This window comes from Microcoleus sp. PH2017_12_PCY_D_A, from assembly GCF_020738565.1.
Classification (GTDB): domain Bacteria; phylum Cyanobacteriota; class Cyanobacteriia; order Cyanobacteriales; family Microcoleaceae; genus Microcoleus.
Window position 1 is genome coordinate 1 of record NZ_JAEQCI010000033.1, and the last position, 20326, is coordinate 20326.

At 47.5% G+C, this 20326-nt stretch carries 17 protein-coding genes; 6 read left to right on the plus strand and 11 right to left on the minus strand.

Annotation, left to right across the window (positions count from 1 at the left end):
* Nucleotides 1–84: 84 nt before the first annotated feature.
* The gene (locus tag JGK39_RS10015) at nucleotides 85–345 is read left to right on the plus strand and encodes a zinc ribbon domain-containing protein (RefSeq protein WP_366048346.1); all 261 of its coding nucleotides are present in this window, start codon (nucleotides 85–87) and stop codon (nucleotides 343–345) included.
* Between the two features lie 281 nt (nucleotides 346–626).
* On the plus strand, nucleotides 627–1916 hold the full coding sequence (locus JGK39_RS10020) for a glucose-1-phosphate adenylyltransferase (protein WP_293247849.1): 1290 nt from the start codon (nucleotides 627–629) through the stop codon (nucleotides 1914–1916).
* A 219-nt stretch (nucleotides 1917–2135) separates the two neighbouring features.
* Here JGK39_RS10020 and JGK39_RS10025 read toward each other — a convergent pair whose 3' ends face one another.
* The gene (locus JGK39_RS10025; protein WP_293247850.1) at nucleotides 2136–2339 is read right to left on the minus strand and encodes a hypothetical protein; all 204 of its coding nucleotides are present in this window, start codon (nucleotides 2337–2339) and stop codon (nucleotides 2136–2138) included.
* 364 nt (nucleotides 2340–2703) lie between these two features.
* On the opposite strand from JGK39_RS10025, the gene JGK39_RS10030 reads away from it, so the two are divergent.
* Together JGK39_RS10030 and JGK39_RS10035 are read left to right on the plus strand one after the other, a co-directional pair.
* A complete protein-coding gene (locus tag JGK39_RS10030) occupies nucleotides 2704–2907 on the plus strand; it encodes a hypothetical protein (RefSeq protein WP_293247851.1) in 204 nt (67 codons plus the stop codon).
* Between the two features lie 185 nt (nucleotides 2908–3092).
* Nucleotides 3093–4112 (plus strand): DnaJ C-terminal domain-containing protein, encoded by a 1020-nt coding sequence (locus JGK39_RS10035; RefSeq protein ID WP_293247853.1) that lies wholly within the window; start codon nucleotides 3093–3095, stop codon nucleotides 4110–4112.
* A gap of 196 nt (nucleotides 4113–4308) precedes the next feature.
* Here JGK39_RS10035 and JGK39_RS10040 read toward each other — a convergent pair whose 3' ends face one another.
* The 5 genes from JGK39_RS10040 to JGK39_RS10060 form a co-directional block, all read right to left on the minus strand.
* Nucleotides 4309–4581: a DUF1816 domain-containing protein gene (locus tag JGK39_RS10040; RefSeq protein ID WP_293295467.1), complete on the minus strand. Its 273-nt coding sequence runs from the start codon at nucleotides 4579–4581 to the stop codon at nucleotides 4309–4311.
* Nucleotides 4582–5110: 529 nt separating this feature from the next.
* Nucleotides 5111–5401, minus strand: coding sequence for a DUF1816 domain-containing protein (locus tag JGK39_RS10045; protein WP_293247857.1), 291 nt, complete (start codon nucleotides 5399–5401; stop codon nucleotides 5111–5113).
* 470 nt (nucleotides 5402–5871) lie between these two features.
* Nucleotides 5872–6627, minus strand: coding sequence for a DUF2993 domain-containing protein (locus JGK39_RS10050; RefSeq protein ID WP_293247859.1), 756 nt, complete (start codon nucleotides 6625–6627; stop codon nucleotides 5872–5874).
* A gap of 154 nt (nucleotides 6628–6781) precedes the next feature.
* Complete coding sequence (locus JGK39_RS10055; RefSeq protein WP_293247861.1) at nucleotides 6782–7375, minus strand: pentapeptide repeat-containing protein; 594 nt, start codon at nucleotides 7373–7375, stop codon at nucleotides 6782–6784.
* A 198-nt stretch (nucleotides 7376–7573) separates the two neighbouring features.
* The gene (locus JGK39_RS10060) at nucleotides 7574–8986 is read right to left on the minus strand and encodes an HD domain-containing phosphohydrolase (protein WP_293247863.1); all 1413 of its coding nucleotides are present in this window, start codon (nucleotides 8984–8986) and stop codon (nucleotides 7574–7576) included.
* A 360-nt stretch (nucleotides 8987–9346) separates the two neighbouring features.
* Between JGK39_RS10060 and JGK39_RS10065 the strand changes: the two genes are divergently transcribed.
* Complete coding sequence (locus JGK39_RS10065) at nucleotides 9347–9484, plus strand: hypothetical protein (protein WP_293247865.1); 138 nt, start codon at nucleotides 9347–9349, stop codon at nucleotides 9482–9484.
* 198 nt (nucleotides 9485–9682) lie between these two features.
* On the opposite strand, the gene JGK39_RS10070 is transcribed toward JGK39_RS10065, so the two are convergent.
* On the minus strand, nucleotides 9683–9877 hold the full coding sequence (locus JGK39_RS10070; RefSeq protein ID WP_293247867.1) for a hypothetical protein: 195 nt from the start codon (nucleotides 9875–9877) through the stop codon (nucleotides 9683–9685).
* Between the two features lie 136 nt (nucleotides 9878–10013).
* Here JGK39_RS10070 and JGK39_RS10075 point away from each other — a divergent pair, with 136 nt between their 5' ends.
* On the plus strand, nucleotides 10014–13172 hold the full coding sequence (locus tag JGK39_RS10075; RefSeq protein ID WP_293247869.1) for a glycerol-3-phosphate acyltransferase: 3159 nt from the start codon (nucleotides 10014–10016) through the stop codon (nucleotides 13170–13172).
* A 276-nt stretch (nucleotides 13173–13448) separates the two neighbouring features.
* Here JGK39_RS10075 and JGK39_RS10080 read toward each other — a convergent pair whose 3' ends face one another.
* From JGK39_RS10080 to JGK39_RS10095, 4 genes are all read right to left on the minus strand, one after another.
* On the minus strand, nucleotides 13449–15176 hold the full coding sequence (locus tag JGK39_RS10080) for a phosphatase PAP2 family protein (RefSeq protein WP_293247871.1): 1728 nt from the start codon (nucleotides 15174–15176) through the stop codon (nucleotides 13449–13451).
* Nucleotides 15177–15508: 332 nt separating this feature from the next.
* Nucleotides 15509–16729 carry an ABC transporter permease gene (locus JGK39_RS10085; protein ID WP_293247874.1) on the minus strand — a complete coding sequence of 407 codons (1221 nt, stop codon included), beginning with the start codon at nucleotides 16727–16729 and terminating at the stop codon, nucleotides 15509–15511.
* Nucleotides 16730–16961: 232 nt separating this feature from the next.
* Nucleotides 16962–18179: an ABC transporter permease gene (locus JGK39_RS10090; protein WP_293247876.1), complete on the minus strand. Its 1218-nt coding sequence runs from the start codon at nucleotides 18177–18179 to the stop codon at nucleotides 16962–16964.
* A gap of 237 nt (nucleotides 18180–18416) precedes the next feature.
* Nucleotides 18417–20285 carry an efflux RND transporter periplasmic adaptor subunit gene (locus JGK39_RS10095; RefSeq protein ID WP_293247878.1) on the minus strand — a complete coding sequence of 623 codons (1869 nt, stop codon included), beginning with the start codon at nucleotides 20283–20285 and terminating at the stop codon, nucleotides 18417–18419.
* Nucleotides 20286–20326 lie beyond the last annotated feature (41 nt).

Here is a 20326-nt window from a genome sequence, read left to right on the forward strand (position 1 = left end):
CATAAGCTTTTAAATGAAGGAGGATTGATTATCAAATGGGGACGAAAACTCAAAAACAAAGGAAATGCCGTTATCACAATTTAAATGCGAAACAGCTTAGCAATATCTCCAGCCTATACTTCTCAAACGTGTCACTGCTGCCTGCATATTGGTTGGCGTTCCGAGAAAAAGTTTAAATGTGATAATTGTAACTGGTCGGGTGATGCCGACGTCAACGGAGCAAAGATGATAAGTCTTGTGGGGGCTTCTGTAAACAGCCCCAGAGGTTCGGGTTATTTGTGTTGTTTGCTCAATACAAATAGCTCAGGGCTACTTAAAAGCCCCGCCATTCTAGGGCTGGGGTAGTTTACAACTCCCAACTTTTGAAAATATACATTATTTATTCATGAGTATTTTGACTCACAACTCAAAACTGCTCGCTCCAGTTCCGGACGCACTCCAACTCTCATAAACCGAGTTTTTTAACTCTTGTCGAGGCTTTGAACAAAGTATAGGGATTAAACAACCCGTTTCTGCGCCAGCAACTGAACTTTTACTCAAAACTTCCTCGCTCCCCCCCTTGTCAAGAAGCCCTCACCATCCGACACTGGACTTGGAGAGTTCATAGATCCTAGGGAGAAAGTTCCTTGAAAAAAGTCTTAGCCATCATCCTCGGTGGCGGTGTCGGCACCCGCCTTTACCCCCTAACCAAACTGCGAGCCAAACCCGCAGTTCCCCTTGCAGGTAAATATCGCCTCATCGATATTCCTGTCAGCAACTGCATCAACTCCGAAATAGTCAAAATCTACGTCCTCACCCAATTCAACTCGGCATCCCTCAACCGGCACATCTCTCGCACTTACCAGTTTTCTGGCTTCACCGAGGGATTTGTCGAGGTACTCGCCGCCCAGCAAACTCAGGAAAACCCCAACTGGTTTCAAGGGACAGCCGACGCAGTTCGCCAATATCTCTCGCTGCTAGAACAGTGGGACGTTGACGAATACTTGATTCTGTCAGGCGACCACCTCTACCGCATGGACTACCAAAAGTTTGTGGATAGACACCGCGAAACCAACGCCGATATCACCCTCTCGGTTTTGCCAATGGACGAGAAGCGGGCCTCGGATTTTGGTTTGATGAAAATCGACGACAACGGACGCATTATTTCTTTCAGCGAAAAGCCAAAAGGCGATGCGCTCAAACAAATGCAGGTGGATACGACTAAACTGGGACTGACAGCGCAGCAGGCTCAGGAAAGTCCTTACATTGCTTCGATGGGGATTTACGTCTTCAAAAAAGAAGTTCTGATTAAACTCCTTAAAGAATCTCCCAACCAAACTGATTTTGGTAAAGAGATTATTCCAGCTTCTTCAAAAGACCACAACGTTCAAGCTTATTTGTTTGACGATTATTGGGAAGATATCGGAACCATTGAGGCTTTTTACGATGCTAACTTGGCGCTGACAAAACAGCCTAAGCCTCCTTTCAGTTTCTACGATGAAAATGCGCCGATTTACACTCGCCCGCGTTTCTTGCCGCCGACTAAGCTTTTAGATACTCACGTGACGGAATCAATTATTGCTGAAGGCTGCATTCTCAAACAGTGCCGGATCGACCATTCTGTGTTGGGAGTTCGAGCGCGCATTGAAGCTGGATGTACGATTCAAGATAGCCTGCTTATGGGTGCTGACTTCTACGAACCCGACGCGGAACGCCATTCGAGTTTGGATCACGGTGGCGTCGCCCTCGGTATCGGTGCAGATACTACAATTCGCCGCGCGATTGTGGACAAAAATGCCCGCATCGGCCGAAACGTTCAAATCATTAATAAAGACCGAGTGGAAGAAGCTAACCGCGAAAACCAAGGTTTTTACATCCGCAGCGGCATTGTCGTAGTCCTGAAAAACGCCACGATTCCTGATGGAACTATCATTTAGTTATTAGTCATTAGTCATTAGTCGTCAGTCATTAGTTTTTTAAGTTAAAATCTGTTATCTGCCAGCCAGTGACTGATGATAAATAAATAAATTAGTGACAGATTACCAATGACCGATGACTGATGGCTGATGACGAAATTATTTTTTTTAGTGGATTATTAATGGCAACTGCTGGTGCAAGGCTGTCGAAATATTTGGCTTGATTCAAACTCAGGCGCATTAGTAAGGGACAGTCTCTGTGACGGTCTGCGGTGATACAGGTATGTTCGATCGCCTGCGTCTGGCGGATTGCTTCTGATTCTTGTATTTGCGATCGTAGCACGACTGACAAATGCGCTGCCCGTTTCTGAGCACCACACAACTCTCGGAACTATCTTTCCAATCGTCGCAGCAGCCGCAAGGCCAACTTAGCAAATAATTCATGATATTATCACCCTCGTAACGTTAATAAGTTATTGAGTTACTATTTTATCTTAATTTTTCTCAAAGTGTGTGTTCTAGTTAACAGACAGCAGACTGATTATGTTATATTGTTGTGACTAAAATTTATGTAGGTGCTGTTAAAATAAAAAAGTATAGCAGCAGTAGGGAAGAAAAAAATATATCGAAAGCTTGTTGAATTAATCCGCGCTTCATGGTATAATTTCGTCAAAATTAAGGTAGCAAATTGGACGGGAGTTGCTGATGAGAACGTGCTAGGATGTGCATTGAGCGAAAAGCTAGATAAAGAAAAGTTCGATCGCGAACCGGCAACGCAAAAAAGACCCAAAAAAGATCGATCGTCAGTGTGAGTCAACCGGACGGGCGATCGCGCCCACAACCGCAGCAGCTTTTTCCTGGGGGCCTCAGCTCTCACGTGCTCTCGCCACCGCGCCAAAATCCCGAAGCTGCCAACACCTCAAAATCTCCAACAGCAGCGGGGTGCGGAAATTGCGATGTCCCGCAAGCAACAACCGAACTCGATCGAGTCCAAAACTTTGATAACCTATAATTTGAAGAAGGAAGAAGGAAGAAGTCCGATGGAAGTCGGAAGAGGCGCAACGCGAGAACGTCCTCACCGTCGGGCGCCGTTGCTATAATTAGCCATCCTGCTAATTTGGGATTTATTCTTTCTAACAACTAACAACTAACAATTAACAACTAACAACTAACAACTAATAAAGAGAGGATTACTTAATGGCTGCAACAGATTTTAAAGACTATTACGCTATTTTGGGACTAAACAAAACCGCCAGCTCTGACGAAATTAAAAAAACTTTTCGCAAACTAGCCCGGAAATATCACCCGGACATGAACCCGGGGAACAAAGAAGCCGAAGCTCGTTTTAAAGAAGTAAACGAAGCTTACGAAGTGCTTTCCGATCCAGAAAAACGCAAAAAATACGACCAATACGGTCAATACTGGAAGCAAGCGGCTGCAGCTCCCAGCGGATGGCCGGGCGGCGGGGCAGGTACGAATGTAGACTTTGGCGGCGTTGACTTCAGCCAGTACGGCAGTTTTGACGAATTTATCAATGCCTTGCTGGGGCGCGCAGCTAGCAGTGCGGGTAGTAGCAGCAGCCGCAGCAGCAAGTGGAATTACAGCAGCCAGCGCACCAGCACCGGCGGGCCTGCGGGTTTTGGCGGATTTGAAGATTTCGCTGGCTACGATAACCGCAGCGCTGGAGGCACTCGCGACACTGAGGTGACAATTTCCCTGACTCTGGGGGAAGCATTTCGGGGAACTTCCAAGCGAGTCGCTACTGGTGAAGTTTCTATTCCTGCGGGAGTGAAAACTGGCAGCAAAATTCGGGTGAAAGGCAAAGGTCAAGTTGACCCGTACACGAAGCAGCAGGGAGATTTGTACCTGAAGTTAGAAGTTTTGCCTCACGCTTTCTTCCAGTTTGAGGGTGAGAATTTGGTCTGCGAAGTGCCGATAACTCCCGATGAAGCGGTTTTGGGAGCTTCTATTGAAGTGCCGGCGCCTGAAGGTACGATCGTTGTAAAATTTCCGGCGGGAATGCGATCCGGCCAGTCTTTGCGGTTGCGGGGGAAGGGATGGCCGAAACCGAAGAAAGATGAACGCACGGATTTGTTGGTCAAAGTGGCGATCGTCCCACCGAAAGAACTCACCGTCGAGGAACGCGAATGCTACGAGAAAATCAAGGCGAATCGCACTTTTAATCCCCGCAGCACTTTAAACCAGATGGCACTTTAATCTTAATTCTGAGAAGCAACTGGTGCGATCGGCTAATACCGCTTAGAAAAAAGGTTGCTACAAGAAACTTGTTGAGTTTGTTTCGTTGGCCCAATGTGTAAGGTGCGTCGCTATTAGATTGTAGATAAAATGCCAGAGATTGCACAATGGCGGCACACCCTACGACTACTGTTGTATGATGAGAGAAAAAATGGTTTTACTCATCGCTAGCTTTTAGCTGACTGGGCTGGCGACCTTGCTTGATGTTAATGCTAATTTTTTTAGCTCCTTTCTTCTCCAAATCTTTGATGTAGCTGCTCGTATTATTAGAAGCTTCATCCTTGGTTTCGTAGGGGCCAAAGTAATAGGTGCGCTTGGGCGAATCTGTGTCAACTTCTACCCACCACTCGCGACCTCTACTGCCGCCAATCGGTTGAGTTAGTATCCAGAAAGCAGCGATGTACATAGCGAATATATAAAGTCCGAACATAGTAGCTATCTCCGAAGTCAAGTAGTTTTTACTGTTCTTAAATTAGCCGGACAAATAGCTCGATGGGATCGTCCTCAGTGCTGATTTTGCCTCCGTAATTGTTGAGAGTCAATGCTGGCTAGCATCAGCATTTTGGTGGAGAAGAGGGAGAGTTGTAATCTGCCTATAGAAAAAAACGCCAATCAAGAACTAGAATAAAACGATGCTTAATTTTATTGTTGAGGCTTGAGTTATAGCAACCACGCCCGACGATGAGGAAGCTCTTAATTGCTGAAACCGTTGCGGAAGATTTTGTCTTCCTTCTTATGATTTATATTTCTCTTTTTCGATAATTGAAAACTCAAACAGAACTGATATTAGATACGATTTTGTTTGTAGCGCGGACTTAAGTCCGCTCTTTGGCTGCGGACTTAAGTCCGCACTACAAACCGTTTTTGCTCTCTGGCTGCGGACAGTTTTGTTTGTAGCGCGGACTTAAGTCCGCTCTCTGGCTGCGGACTCAAGTCCGCACTACGAACCGTTTTTGTTATTAAGCAGTGATACTCTCTGAGAATTCACTTTCGCAAATAGTGAGATCCGAAGGCTGACACCGTTTGATGCGAATGCTAACTCTTTTGGCTCCCTCGCTTTCCAAGTCTTCGATGTAGCCTGGAGTATTGCTGGATGCTTCTTTGTCTGTGTCGAAGGGGCCAAAATAGTAGGTACAGTGGGGGAAATCTGTGATGATTTCTACCCACCATTTCTCCGGGCTGCGGCGGCTGGGCCCGGCAAATACGGACAAGACTGCGAGGTAGAGACCAAATAAATAAAATCCAAGCATTTTTCCTCTTTATAGGCTATTTATTTTTTAATAGGACTTGCGTCCTCGGGACTCTCATTTACCGGGTTCTCCAATCTTCGCGATCGCCCTTTACTCCTAAATTTCCTTCCTCACACCCGGTTGCTGTCTCCAAGACACTCTAACTTTATCAAGACTATTTGGGCGATCGCCTCAACCTGAGTGCTGATTTTGAGGCGAGATCTAGAATCTCCGTGAATCAGCTACTTTGCACAGGTACGTTGTTGCGCTTGAGCGCTCTATGAAAGAGCGCTCAAGCGCAACAACGTACTTAACAATTAGTCCGCTTAGTTCGGGAAATACGCCAAAAGACAGAGAGTTTTTAGGCTAGCAACGCCACAGCTTCAAAACTGTGGCTAAAATAGCAAAACCCGCCGGGGCGGGTTGTTTTGTTAAGCTATAAAATTTTTCCAACCAATCAGATTTGTAGACCAAGCTCAGCAGGCTGAGGCTTATCGCTTGCCTTTGGGGAACTGTTCGATGCCAGCCCAACCGTAAAAAACCAGCTCGTCGTTTTGAACTCGACAGCGGTCTACTCGCAGTTGAGTGCCTTCTAAGGCAAATTTGTCCAAGTCTAGCAAGTTATTTACGTGGGCAATTATAGCTTGAGCCAAGTCTATTGCTTGCCCGTCACCGCCGTAAGTAACGCTGACAAATTGGATTTTGCGTCGGTCTTCTACTTGCAATTGAGCTGTAATATCTATTTTGACTGGTTCGCTGTCCTGGCCGATCGTAATTTCGGACTGAAGCCGAATTGATTTGTCTGTTCCGAAGCTGACTTCAGTGTTTAGAAAGTGCAGAGATTGCTCTTGGTATTTCAGCTTTTGGAGTTTTTCAACTACAAAAGGTGTATTGAATGAGGTGGTTAAATCCGATCGGCTTAATACTACTCGCATATTTGCCTGGGTAGGCTGCCGCAATTTAACTTGACCTGCAAAAATCGCCCCAAAATCAATGGAGAGTGCTTGCAAGTAGAGTTCCATCACTTCTATGCGGAGGCCGTTGTACATTAACATACCTTTGCCAACGAAGTCGAAACCGTCGATGCTTCCCTGCAAGAGTTTGGCCACAGGTTCGACTCGGATGTTGGCTTCTGCCTTTTCAGAACGTTTGAATAAGGCTGCGATCGCAGCTCCTGCTACTTTGCTGACAAGGCGATCGCCACTTTGACCTTGAAAGGATGTACCGCTAAACAAAGCTGCTACCATTGATTCGTTTGCTCATCTACAGTCGCTATTATAACCTCTCATTAAGAAATGTTAAAATAGCTTGTGCTTATTCACTTTATAAGCACATCTTGTTATTTTTGTCGGCCTTGAAAGTAACACTTCGACTACGCTCAGTGCACCGCATTTTTGAAATTTAAGGGCTCAGGGGCGTGCCTTGGAGACAAGCTCGATCGAGAATTGCTCCATCCCAGACGGTTTGTTCGATCGCCGCACAGAGCAAATTAGCCCCCGTCAGGTTAGCACCGCGCAGTACGGCTCCATTCAGGATAGCTTCTTCCAAGTCAGCTCCCGACAAATCTGCACCGGACAAATTGGCATTGCTCAAATCTGCACTCTGCAAGATGGCGCGAGCCAAGTTAGCGCCGCGCAAATCGGCGCCGCGCAAATCGACACCGCTCAAGTCCAAATTGCCGATCGAGGCCGCCGTCAAAAAAGCACCCCCAAAACTTGCATCGCGCACCAAAGCATTAGCAAAGGAAGCACCGCGCAAGTCAGCATTCCGAAAATCTGCGCCGCGCAAGTCAGCACCGCTCAAGTCAGCACCGCGAAGGTTTGCTCGCAGTACCGCCCGCTGCAAGTTAGCACCGGCGAGATTAGCTCCTGTCAAGTTGGCTTGAGATAAGTCGGCACCGGCGAGTTCGGCTCCCGCTAAGTCGGCGCCAGCTAAATCCATGCCCGCCAATATATGAATTTTGCCTTGGCGTATGGCTTCGAGGTCATTAGTCATTGGTTTTTAGTCATTAGTCATTAGTCATTAGTCATTGGTCATTAGTCATTAGTCATTAGTCATTAGTCAGTTGTCAGTTGTCGATTACTAGGGTACACGCCGTACACAGAAAATTAGGTTGCGGAATTCGTACTAAATCCGTAGTCCTGACGCACCATACAATAACTGTCCACTGTCCACTGAATTACCGAACTCATTTTATAATGCCGGAGTTGCTGCGGGAGTTCGATCGCCCAACTCTTCCAACCAGATATTTGGCAGTTGGCTGGGGCGCGTGGGTAACTCCATCAAACCCATGTCTGCGAGTCTGACGACATTCCCGAGAGTTTCCACCAAAGCCGGATCGAAGCGAGTACCGGACTGTTCCCGGCACTTTTCCAAAGCTTCGGTCAAACTCAAAGCCGGACGATCGCCCCGCGGTTGAGTCAAATCTTGAAAACAAGCGACTAAGCCCACAATCCGCGAAGCAATGGGTATATCTTCGCCTCGCAAACCCTCGGGTCTGCCACTGCCGTCCCAATTTTCGAGTTTGTGCTTGACAATTTCGGCGACTGGTGCTAGTTCCGGCATTGCTTGCAGGAGTTGGGAACCGATGAAACTGCGATCGCGCCAAAATGCCAGAGTCTGTTGGTCGAATTGATCGGAAGTGCGATCGAATACCTCATTCGGCGCCGACACCAAGCCGACTCGAAACAGCAATCCCGCCAGCCGCAGCCTCCGCAACTGCAAAGCCGGCAAATCCAACAATTGACCCAAAGTTTCCGACAAAGCCGCCACCTGCAAAGAAGCTGTGGGATTTGAGGTGTCGCGTTCGTCTACGCGCTGGGCCATCCGCAGAAAAGCTTGCAGTTTGTTGGCGTTCAAATTGCGGCTGACGCGCAAAGCTTGACCTTCCAATTCCCACAAATCGCGAGTTTGGCGGTTAATTGCCACCATTTGCTGCTGAGAACTTTGCAGGTAAGTGACGATCCGGGTGACTACGCCGCTAATGTCTGCCAGGGGCGGGCCTTTGGTTGCAAGAATTTCGTGATGAATTTCCAGCAAACTGTCGGCTAGAGAGGAATTATAATGTCGCGTTTGTTCTATAAAAATTTCTGCTGCCGCTGACACCAAGGACTGGTCAAACGACCACAAACCGTAGAATTTTCGCTCTGTATCGACTTCTGGCTTGCCTTCTGGTAAGTATTCCTCGGCCGTAAGTTCGCGACAAAGCACCATTGCTTTGTAGGTTGGGGCGAGGATGATTAAATTCCATTCTTGAATTATCGGGTCGAGCTCATCGAGTTCTATTAAAGATACATTTTCTAATTGACCGGTTTTGTGGGTAGCGAAACCGCTGTCGGCGACTGCACCGATGACAACCTGTCGAGAGGCATTAGCAATATCCAGGTAGCGATCGGCTTCTTGCAAATACCATTTTCCCTGCTGAAATGTCACCAAAACCAGCGGTTTGAGTGCGAGATCGTCCCCGCTGCTGGTTTGCAATATGTGGTCTTCTAGGGCGTGACACAGGGCTACTAGGGTGTTTTTGAAGTATACCCCGTAGCTAGAAGGCAGTTTTCCGTCGGGAAGTGTAGCTTGTAGTCTGGCGAGAGTTGATTCTGGATTCATTGCAAAAGGCGGTGCCGGCTCTTAGTGTATTGTAGCGGGCGATCGAGCTTCTCGAAAATTATTTTGCCAAAAATCCGACTTTTTGATTGTTTCTGCCTTTACAACGCACAAAAACGGCGATGTAAGGGCGATCGATCTTGCTGTTGCTATTTATATCGAGCTGAACCACACCGACAGTGATTTCTTGCTCTTCAAAAAAAACTTATTTGAATGCCGATGATTAATTTCGGCAACGAAACTGAAAACCTTCTGTCTTTAGCTGAGTTTTTTTTAGACGAGACACCTGTCGAGAGGAAGACGCTAACTGACTTAGGTATTATCTACTATTTTTTTAACAATATGTAGGTAGGAATTGAAAGCGTGCTCGAACAAAATCGGAGTTTAGGGGAACAGGCGATCGACAAAGTAGCAGAGATTGCTATTGCTAGCAGATTAGACGGCACTGAGATGCTCCCATTATATCTTCTCCAGAGCGCTGAAGCGCAACTACGTACCTAGAATTTATTTCTAATCTTACACCAGTGGTATTCAAGACTGCGTAGATATTTTTTTAATTAAGATTTCTAAAAATAGGACTTGTGCTAAAAATGGAAAATTAAGGACTTTAACTTGCGGCACTCGGGCTGGCAATGACAAAGTTTTCTCATTAATCCACAAGTCCTCACCCAGCTTGTCTTCGTCTAAAGAAAGTTTGTTTTATTTGCCTTTGGACTCAGAAACATCTGCCATCAAATCATCTTTATCAATTTTGGGAACAAAATCAGGCCGTTCTTTGGATTCCCAACCCGGGGGGCGCTTGGAGTTGTACCACGCAATGGAGCCGATACTAACCGCAGCCACAAATCCAACACCAAGAACTGCGATGGGAATCATTAGGTTGTGATCTACCATTAGGTTCAAATCCTTATTTACTGTACTTCTCTAGTATTTTATATGCTATTGGCGATCGCGCAATGTATCGGAAGACTGAAAAATTGAGTGAATTGCAGCCATAATACTTAGAGATTGAAATTAGAGGGCTTGTTTTATGCCGCTGTTGTCGATCGCACTTCTGTTAGCCGCCAGTTTTGCTCTCGGTGCTTTGCCGCTGACTCGCTGGGCGGTGCGGCTGTTGGGCGGTAAAGATTTGAGGCGGTTGGGCACGGGGAATGTTGGCGTGTCGGCTGCTTTTATTCACGGGGGGAAGTTGGCGGGGATTGCTGCGGTGTTGGCGGAAATTGCCAGGGGTATTCTGCCGGTTTTGGCGGGGCGATTTTGGTTTCCTGATTCACCTGCGATCGCGATCGCCCTTTTAATTCCTTTAGTGGCGGCCAGATACGCGATCGCCCGAGGTGGAGGCGTGACTAACGCTGTTTGGGGTCTTTTGGTGTTTTCGCCACCGGTGGCTGTCTCTTCTGGCATTTGGGGGCTGCTGGTGTGGGGTTTGGCACGGCGGTGGTGGCAAAAGGGCGATCGGGCGAGACTCTTTGCTTCCCGCGGAGGCTGTCTGTGCACGCCCATCTGGGTTTGGGTGTGGCGTCAATCTGTGCCGGAATTGTTAGCAGCAGCAGGATTGGGAGTTTTATTAGCTGCAATTAATCTCAGTCAGGGTGATGATATGGCTTTATCTAAATCGGAACAATTGTTTTCTCTCGATGATTCGCTGGATGCTGGAATCTGCGGCGAAAAGGCTGCTAAATTATCTCAGCTAAAACGCGCTGGTTTTAATGTTCCTTCTGGCTGGATTTTGGCATCTTTGAAGGAAGAAGGAAGTTCGGCAGCGGATTTTGTAGCGGATGTAACGGATGGAAGAAATAAGAAAGAAGGCAGTTCGGCAGCGGATTTTGTAGCGGATGGAAGAAAGCAGAAAGAAGGCAGTTCGGCAGCGAGCAATGTACGGGATTTAACGGATGTTAAGAACAAGAAAATAGCCAGAGGAAATAAGGGAAAATCCGATCGCCTTTCCATCAGTAATTCTGTTATCCACAACCTGAAAGCGAAAATTCCCAACCGCATAATTGTGCGCTCTTCGGCAGCGGGAGAAGACGGCGATACGAGTTCCGCCGCCGGACAATATCAAACTATTGGCCCTGTTTTGACTGAAGCAGAATTGCTTGATGCAATTAACCGCTGCTGCCAGTCTTATTGGAGTTCCGAAGCTGTGGCTTACCGCCACCAGCGACAACTCCCCGATACTCAAATGGCTGTTTTGATTCAGCCTTATATTGAGGGCAAAGTTGCGGGAGTCATGTTCAGCCGCAATCCTTTAGACGGCGGTTCCCAGATTATTATTGAAGCTTTGCCGGGAGGTGCGGAATCTGTTGTCGGCGGACAAGTTACTCCGGTGCATTTGGAAATTGATTTTAGCACGCCTGAAACTTTAGAACACAATTTAAGCGAACTTGAAATTAGTTCAATTATTGACAAACAAATTATAGCAGAATTGGTCAAACAAGCGCAAGCAATCGAAGCTTTTTTTCACGGCATCCCGCAGGATATTGAGTGGAGTTGGGATGGGGAAAAAGTTTGGATTTTGCAAAGCCGCCCGATTACTAATTTGCAACCTTTTTGGACTCGCACTATTGCCGCTGAAGTGATTCCTGGTGCAATTCGCCCGCTAACTTGGTCGATTAATCGGCCGCTCACTTGCGGGGTTTGGGGAGAGATTTTTCGGGTGGTTTTGGGCGAGAAAGCTGCTCATCTAAATTTCAACGAAACGGCGACTTTGCTGGGTTCTCACGCCTATTTTAACGCGACTTTGTTGGGCGAAATCTTTCGGATGATGGGATTGCCGGAGCAGGGTTTGGAGTTTTTGCTCCGAGGCCAGAAGATGGGTAAGCCGCCTTTGGGGAAGATTTTGCCCTCTTTACCCGGTTTGTGGCGTCTGGTGCAGCGTGAGCGGGCGCTCAATGCAGATTTTGCGGGCGATCGCAGTTCTATTTTCCTCCCCGCACTGCAAAGTCTTTTGAAGGAAGAAGGAAGTTCGGCAACGGATTATGTAGCGGATTTAACGGATGTCCAGATGTTTGGCAACGAGCAATGTACGGGATTTAACGGATTGATGTTGAGGGAAGAGCGAGAGAAATATCAGTATTTGTCGCAGTTGTTGGATAAATCTGAGCAAATTCAGGAGTGGCTGAAGCCGATTACTTACTACAATATCCTAGGGCCGATCGGGCTGGCAATTCGCAAAGCAATTTTTCGCGTTGACGATGAATGGCTTGACAATGAAAATGCTCCTGAAATTGCTTCGGTACGAGCTTTGCAGCAGTTGGCTGACAAGTTGCGAGAAGTTGCTATTTACCAGTCAGGCGAAAATGTTTCAGCCGCAGATTTAGCACTGATATTTGCTGAAAGTCCGGCTTTGCAAGCAGACTTTGAAAAGTGGCTCGATCTTTACGGATATTTGAGCGAAGTTGGAACGGATATCGCTGTTCCAACTTGGCGGGAACAGCCGGAAACTTACCGCAAATTGCTGGTAACTATGGCTCAAAAACCTGCTGTTCCTAATTTAGCAGCAACTGGTAAATTAAGCTTGACTTTTGCTCAGAAGTGGCGTTTAAATAAATGTCAGGAACGAGCTACAGTCAAAAACCAAATTAGCGAAATTTATGCTCGGTTGTTGGCTCACCTCCGCTGGACTTTTCTGGAAATTGAAAGTTGCGGATTGGAAATGCAGGTGTTTGAAGAACCAGGAGATATTTTTTATCTGGAATTTGCGGAGATTCAGCAGTGGATTCGCAGCGGTGCGAGTGTTTGTTTTCAGGAGACGATTAGGCTGAGGCGCGATCGCCTGTTGATGGATCGCGATCGCCAGATTCCCCCTGTAGTCTACGGCAATTTGCTGCCCAATTCTCGCCAAAGGTCGATCGACCCCGCAACATCGGCAACCGGTATCATGCAGGGAATCCCCGCCAGTATCGGCTGCGTCGAAGGTTTTGTGAAGATTTGCCGGAGTGTCACCACAGAATTAGGCGAAAATGCGATCGCCGTAGTGCCCTACACCGATGCCGGTTGGGCGCCGCTACTGTTGGGAGCAAAGGCAATTGTAGCCGAAGTTGGCGGCCAATTGTCTCACGGCGCGATCGTCGCTCGCGAGTACAAAATTCCCGCAGTGATGAATATTGCTGAAGCTACAACGCGCTTTCGAGACGGTCAAAAAGTCCGAGTAGACGGATATCTCGGCACTGTGGAATTACTCGAATAGTTAACACTAAGGAATGATAATTAAATAATTTATAATTTGATGGTTCTTGTGGGATGGGCGTCCCGCCCGTCCTTTCTGAACGGGCGGGACGCCCATCCCACTTTCCTTGTATAAATTATTTAATTCCCGATCCTAATACCCAAAAATGGCTTGACGCGCTACTGATAGCGCTAAGGTACGCAGTGCTTGTTTTCATACATTTGCAAAATTAGCGATGCACCAACTCAGAAAATCGAAAATCAAAAATTTTCCATTTTCCATCAACTCGCCACTTTCCTAAACCAAGAAATTCTGAACCACATAGTTACCGATATTTCTACCCGCACTCAAACCATCTACGTTAGCACTCATGAAATGAATGCCTCCGTAAAGGCGGCTCATCCCCGATTCGTCGGCCGCTTGGGCAAAGTTGTCAAAGGTTCGCAGGCTGTTAACAGACTTGTCTCCCTTATCTGCAAAGCCAAAATCCGAACCAAATACAGAGTTCAAAACTGGTTCCGCTGCACCGCTAAAGGTACTGTGGCCCGATGTGTACTCAGGAAAGGGCGGAGTTATCAGCAGCGGTGTCCACAGAGGATCGGCTGTTGTGTTGGGATTGTTGTCTGTGTCAGCTTGGCGAATAGCTGTCACGGGCCGCCAGAAGTTGTACTGATACTTAGCATCCCAGCAGCTAATAGCTGCATCGGCTTCGGCAATATTTAGCAGGGCGAACAAGCGGGCGCTATCTTCCAACGAGGTGCCGGTGAGGGCCGATGCTTCTGAGGCGATTTGGTTCCAGTGGCCGGGGGGAGTAAACGTCCCAGCGCCGTTGGCCCAGAATTTGGCGATCGCAGTTTGATCCGGCGTCCGCGTCAGACTGTCAACTTTGCCGATTTCTTTGACGAAGTTGAGCTCCTCTGCGTACTTGGCGCTATCGAGGGCGGGCGGGCCCGACGGGCGGAACTGGGAACCGCTAGTCATCGCAAAGGGAGTCACATCGGGCCACTGGGGCGCCAGCGACGCGGCCAGGGCGGGAGGAGTCGGCACCCAACTGCCGGGTTCGGTTTTGGGCGTGTACGGCACTACTTTGCTCGCGCCGTCTGTACTGCGCCAACTGATAATTTTCTCAGCAACCTGTTGTCCGATCGCGATTCCGTCTTGTTTCGATTTCCCATCGGGAATTTTTGCTAAAGACGATGCGTATGCTGCATCAAATTTGATGCTTTGTGCAGGGTACAGGCTAAGCAGAGTGCGGTAGGTAGCCGCCGCAGCCGCAGCTTCTTCTGATGCCCCCGCTGGTGCATCTATATTGACGCGGTAAGGGCTGTATTTTTTGGTAATCGAGTTAACAGCGTCGTAAATGGCCGCGTGAACCATTGCCATGTTGCGGGAGGCTACTGGAGGCGGGGTGCCGGCTGTCCGGATGGCGTCGAGCATCATTCCGTTCGACTCTCTGATGCAGTTTCCCGAAAGGTGAGTTGCGAAGTTGTCGGGGGTGACGGTGCTGCTATTGACTCCCTGCAATACTGCTAAATATTCACCTGTGAGTTTGTCTTGAATTACCGTGCTGTTGCTGTTAGCGTCTGTGCCTGGTTGGATGTTTAAGTCGTTAAATGTAAGACCATTGAGCAAGCGAATTTTGTCCTTGCCCTTCTCGAAGTCGGTGATGTAGTCTGCTGTGGCTACCGTTTGGCCGCCGTTGCCTTTGCCGATCGCAAATATGTCATTGCCTTCACCACCGCTGATGGTATCGCTGCCTGCACCGCCGTAGAGAGTGTCGTTGCCGGAGTCGCCAAACATCAGGTCGTTGCCTTTGCCACCCCAGATCATATCGTCGTCTAGGCCGCCAGCAATTGTATCGTTACCAGAGTCGCCACAGATTTTGTCTTTACCTCGATCGCCTAGGAGCAAGTCGTCTCCGCTCTTGGCATAAAGTATATCGTTGCCATCCAAGCCGTTAATTGTGTCTGGCCCTGAAGTTCCTTCGAGAAAGTCGAATTTGGGACTGCTGGTAATAGAAGCCATTGTTTTTATTGGATAATTTTAATCAAATAGCCAACCTTCATAGCCATCGATCGATGCTATGAGTGTTTGCTCGTAGTTTAGATTATTAGGCCTTTTCTTAAGTAAGTAAATCCCCTGAGTGAAACTTCATTGAATCTTTAATGTTTCACTCATTTTGATAAAGTTTCCGATTAATTTTTTATTTAAAGTACATTATTGTTGCTAAAAATTTACCATCCGACTAATTTTATTAATTTTTCAACATATATATATCGCGGTTAGCATCAACCAGTAACATTATGTATGTACTTGTGCAGGTATGTACTTAAGTATGCTATGTGCGCGATTATTTGTTAAGCACTTCTTAAGGCTGCGATCGGGTCGAGTTTGGCCGCCTGACGGGCCGGGATCACGCCGAAGAAGAGACCGACGCCACCGGACACGCTAACAGCAAGGGCGATCGCCACAGGCGAAATACCAGCTTGCAGGGGCGTGAAATTACCTACCAGCAAGATACCGCCGACTCCTACGCAAGTCCCAACGATCCCTCCGGCGGCAGATAAAATTACAGCTTCGATAATGAATTGAAACAAGATATCGTGTTGGGAAGCCCCGATCGCCTTTCTCAGCCCAATTTCCTGGGTGCGCTCGCTGACAGAAACCAGCATAATGTTCATAATTCCAATGCCGCCCACCAACAGCGAAATGCTAGCAACAGCAGTTAACATCAGTGTCAGCGCCCCGGAAATCGAACCCATTGTCGCCATTAAATCTTTCTGATTTCTGACAGTAAAGTCATCTTCTGTGGTAATCTTGTGCCGCAATCTCAGCAAGTTTTCCACCTGAAATTGAGCCGCATCCATTTTCGACTCATCTTTAATCGAAATAAACAGCGAAGTGACAGCCAAACCGTAGGGAGACTTGCGCCCGACAATGCGGTTGGCCATTGTGGCGATCGGCACAACCGCCGAGTTATCATAATTCGTACCAAAAGATGTCCCTTTCTCCGCAAATACTCCAATTACTTTCATGCTGACATTTTTGACTCGCACTTGTTCGCCCAGGGGATTGGTATTAGCAAATAATTTTTCGGCCAATTCTGAACCGAGAACCACAACTTGATTGTTTTGCTTGACATCAAGTTCAGTCAAAAATCGCCCTTTAGCCATCTCAAAGTTTCTGACAGTCAGAAATTCGGGAATTGTGCCAAATATGAGAGACGAAACATTTTTATTACCGTAGCGAACAATCTCCGAACTGTTTAGTTCAGCAGAGACGCCTTGCACCGACGGGACTTGAGTTGCGATCGCCTTACCATCTTCTACTATCAGCGTTTGAGGCGCATTTCTAGTCGAACTGCGGCTAACATTAGGAACTCCGGGTCTCACAATCAATACATTTGTCCCCAGGGATTTAACTTGTCCGCCCACAAAATTTTGAGCACCCTCTCCAATCCCAATCATCGCAATTACCGAGGCATTTCCCACAATCATCCCAATCATTGTCAAGCTGCTGCGAGTTTTGTTTGCTAGCAGTGTTTGACCGGCCATTTTAACACTTTCAAGAAAATTCATAACTTGGTAATGAGGTTTGTAGTGAGGACTTCAGTCCTTCCAATCTTCAATGAGGTTTGTAGTGAGGACTTCAGTTATTTGAGTAGGGTGCGCAGTGCGCACCAAAAAGACATTCAAAAACAGGCAGGATGCCTGTTCCACAAAAATTATGGGAGATGTTTATTTGTAATTGGGAATTGTCAACAACAAATAACCAATAACCAAGAACTAATAACCCATAACCACTGACTTCTCAAGCACTTCTCAACGCGACAATCGGGTCTAATTTAGCAGCTTGTTTTGCAGGTACAACGCCGAAGAATAAGCCGATACCGCCAGAAACACCAACCGCAAGGGCGATCGCCACTGGAGACACACTAGCTTGCAGAGGAGTAAAAGCCGACACTAAAAGCACACCGCCGATACCAAATCCAGTACCGATCGCGCCACCAGCAGCCGACAAAATCACAGCCTCAATCATAAACTGAATCAGAATATCCTGAGGCGAAGCCCCGATCGCCTTTCGCAGTCCAATTTCCTTAGTACGTTCAGTAACAGAAACCAGCATAATATTCATAATCCCGATGCCGCCCACAAACAGCGAAATTGCCGCCACAAAAGCCAACATCAGAGTCAAAGCACCAGTAATGCTGCCCAAAGTCTTCATTAAATCCTTCTGATTTCGGACAGTAAAATCATCCTCTTTAGTAATATTGTGGCGCAAGCGCAGCAGATTTTCAATTTGAAATTGCGCCGCCCGCATCAAAGTTTCATCTTTCACAGACACCGAAATAAATGTCACCTTAGTACCGTAGGGAGACGAACGCCCGACAATACGATTAGCCATCGTTGTTAGCGGCAAATAAACATTCATATCTTGATTGTCGCCAAAACTCGAACCCTTAGCCTGCATCACTCCAATGACTTGAAAAGTCGCGTTTTTGATGCGAACATATTGACCGACAGGCTGCGTATTGCCAAACAATTGTTCAGCAGCTTCCGAACCTAAAGCAACTACATTTTCTTGTCTTTCTAAATCTAGCTTGTTTAAAAAACGACCTTGAGCAACATCAAAGCTTCTCACCGAGAGAAATTCGGGAGTAGTTCCGACAATCGAAGACGAAACGTTTTTATTGCGGTAAGTAACGATTTGACTGTCATTGAGAGTGGGTGCGACTTTTTCGACAGAAGGAACTTGAGAGGCGATCGCGTCAGCATCTTCCAACACCAAAGTCTGAGGAGGAATCACCGGGCGACTTTGCGCGTCAGGACTTCCGGGAATGATAAACAGCAAATTTGACCCGAGAGAGTTAACTTGTCCCGCAATATAGGTTTGAGCTCCTTCGCCGATACCGATCATCGAAATTACGGAAGCATTACCGATGATAATTCCTAACATCGTCAAGCTGCTGCGTAACTTGTTGGCTGTCAAAGTTGTGACAGCCATTTTCACACTTTCAACAATATCCATAATTCGATTTTAGATTTTGGATTTTGGATTTTCGATTGGGGATTTTGGATTGCAGGACTTACTCATCAAAACCCAAGAAACCGGGTTTTTTGCCGATTACCATAACAAAAACGGTTTGTAGTGCGGACTTCAGTCCGCTATACGGTTGCGGACTGAAGTCCGCACTACAAACCAATCTGATTGTGCTCAATCCACCGGACATGATATGGCTAATGACCAATGACTAATGACCCATGACTATTTCTGATTCTTAATAATATCCTCAAGTTTTTTACCTTGAGGAAGTTCAGTAAAAACCCGATCGCCCGCCTTAGCACCCTCTAAAATCTGAATCTTGTTACCAATAGTCGATCCAACAGTCACAGCCTTAAACTTCGGCTGCTGCTTCTCGTCGGGAACCAGCACGCCTGTTTGACCCTTATTCGTCACAATGGCCACAGTCGGAACAACCAAAGCATTGCTAAGCTTTTGACCTACAAATCTTAAGTCAACATTCATCCCCGACTGCAAAAAATCCTTGCCCGTGTCAATGGCCACCCGCACTTGAAACAGCGTCACATCCCGTTCCTTAACAGCTTCCGGCGCAATTAACTTAACCTTGCCTTTAAACACTTTATCTGGATAAGCATCAGCCACAATTTCAACAACTTGACCCGGTTTAATTTGACTGATATCTGCCTCTGGGACTTTCGCCAAAACCTCCACATCTCTAGCCAGAGCGACAATCGATGTCGAAGTAGCCGAAGTAGCTTCCGATGCCGAAGTTGCAGGAGTTACAAAAGCTCCTTGAATCGCGTATCTTTGGGTAATAACTCCTGCAAAAGGAGCGCGAACTTTCGTATCTTCTAACTGTACTTCTTGGTAGCGGACTTGAGCTTGAACTTCGGCTAATTCAGCTTGAGCTTGAGCTACTTCTTCCGGGCGAGCGCCGTTTTCTTGGGCGGCTAATTGGCTTTTTGCTTCAGCAACTGCAGCTTCGGCTTTGGCAATTTCTTCTGGACGGTTGCCGTTTTCTGTTTGTGCTAATTTGCTTTTAGCTTCAGCAACTTCTGCCTCGGCTTTGGTAATTTCTTCCGATCGCGTGCCGTTTTGCAACTGCTTCAATGCTTGCTGCTCGACTTCCACAGCAGCTTGGAGTTGCTGGATTTGCGACTCCCGACTTTCTTGCAGTTGTTGCAGGCGTTTTTGAGATTCTGTTACTCTAGCTTTGGCAGTGCGATTTTCCTTAATCAGTTCATCGAGTTTATCTTGAGCAAGAGCACCTTCTTGCACTAACGGGCGGTTGCGTTCCACCCGCTGAGCTGCTAGTTCGGCTTGAGCTTTACTCGATTCAATTTGCGTTTGTGCTTGGGCAATTTCTTGTTTGACACTGCCAGTTTGAGCGTCTGCTAAACGAGCTTGAGCTTGGGCTAAACGAGCTCGCCCTTGGCTGACTTCTTCCACGCGGCTGCCGGCTCGCAGTTGCTGCAAGCGGGCTTGAGTTTGCTGCAAACGGGCTCGGGCTCCTGCAACTTCTTCGACGCGACTTCCGGCTTGGAGTTGCGCTAGACTAGCCTGGGCTTGCTCTAAACGCGCGCGGGCGCTGGCGATGTCTTCCGATCGATTTCCGGCTTCTATTTTTGCAAGTTTGGCTCGAATGCTGGCTTCGCGGGCTTTAGCTTGAGCCAGTTGAGCTTCCACGTCGCGGCTTTCCATGCGAGCAACGATTTGTCCTGCTTCGACGCGATCGCCCTGTTCGACAAATAACTCTGCGATCCGGCCGGAGCCTTTCGGGCTGAGATTCACGCGCTGTACGGGTTGTACCGTCCCGCTAGACGTGATCCGCACCGTCAGGTTTTGCGCTTCCACCGGCACTGTCATCGCTGCGATCGCATCTACTTTCGGCTGCGATCGACTCTTTGCTATATATAAGGTAGTCGGTACAGCTAGCAACCCGGCTGCAACCAAACCGATCGCCCACCGCGGCATCTTCCGCGCAGCTTTCTTAGGGGACTGCTTTTGGGCGATTTTGTTATCTGCAATTTTAGTCTCTGGGGTCTTGGTGTCTGCAATCTGAGTATCTTCCACCTTGACCTGAGCAGTTTCCTTTTTGGGGCTAACGATCATACCGACTCACCTAATTAAATCTCAGGATTACCTTAAAGGTA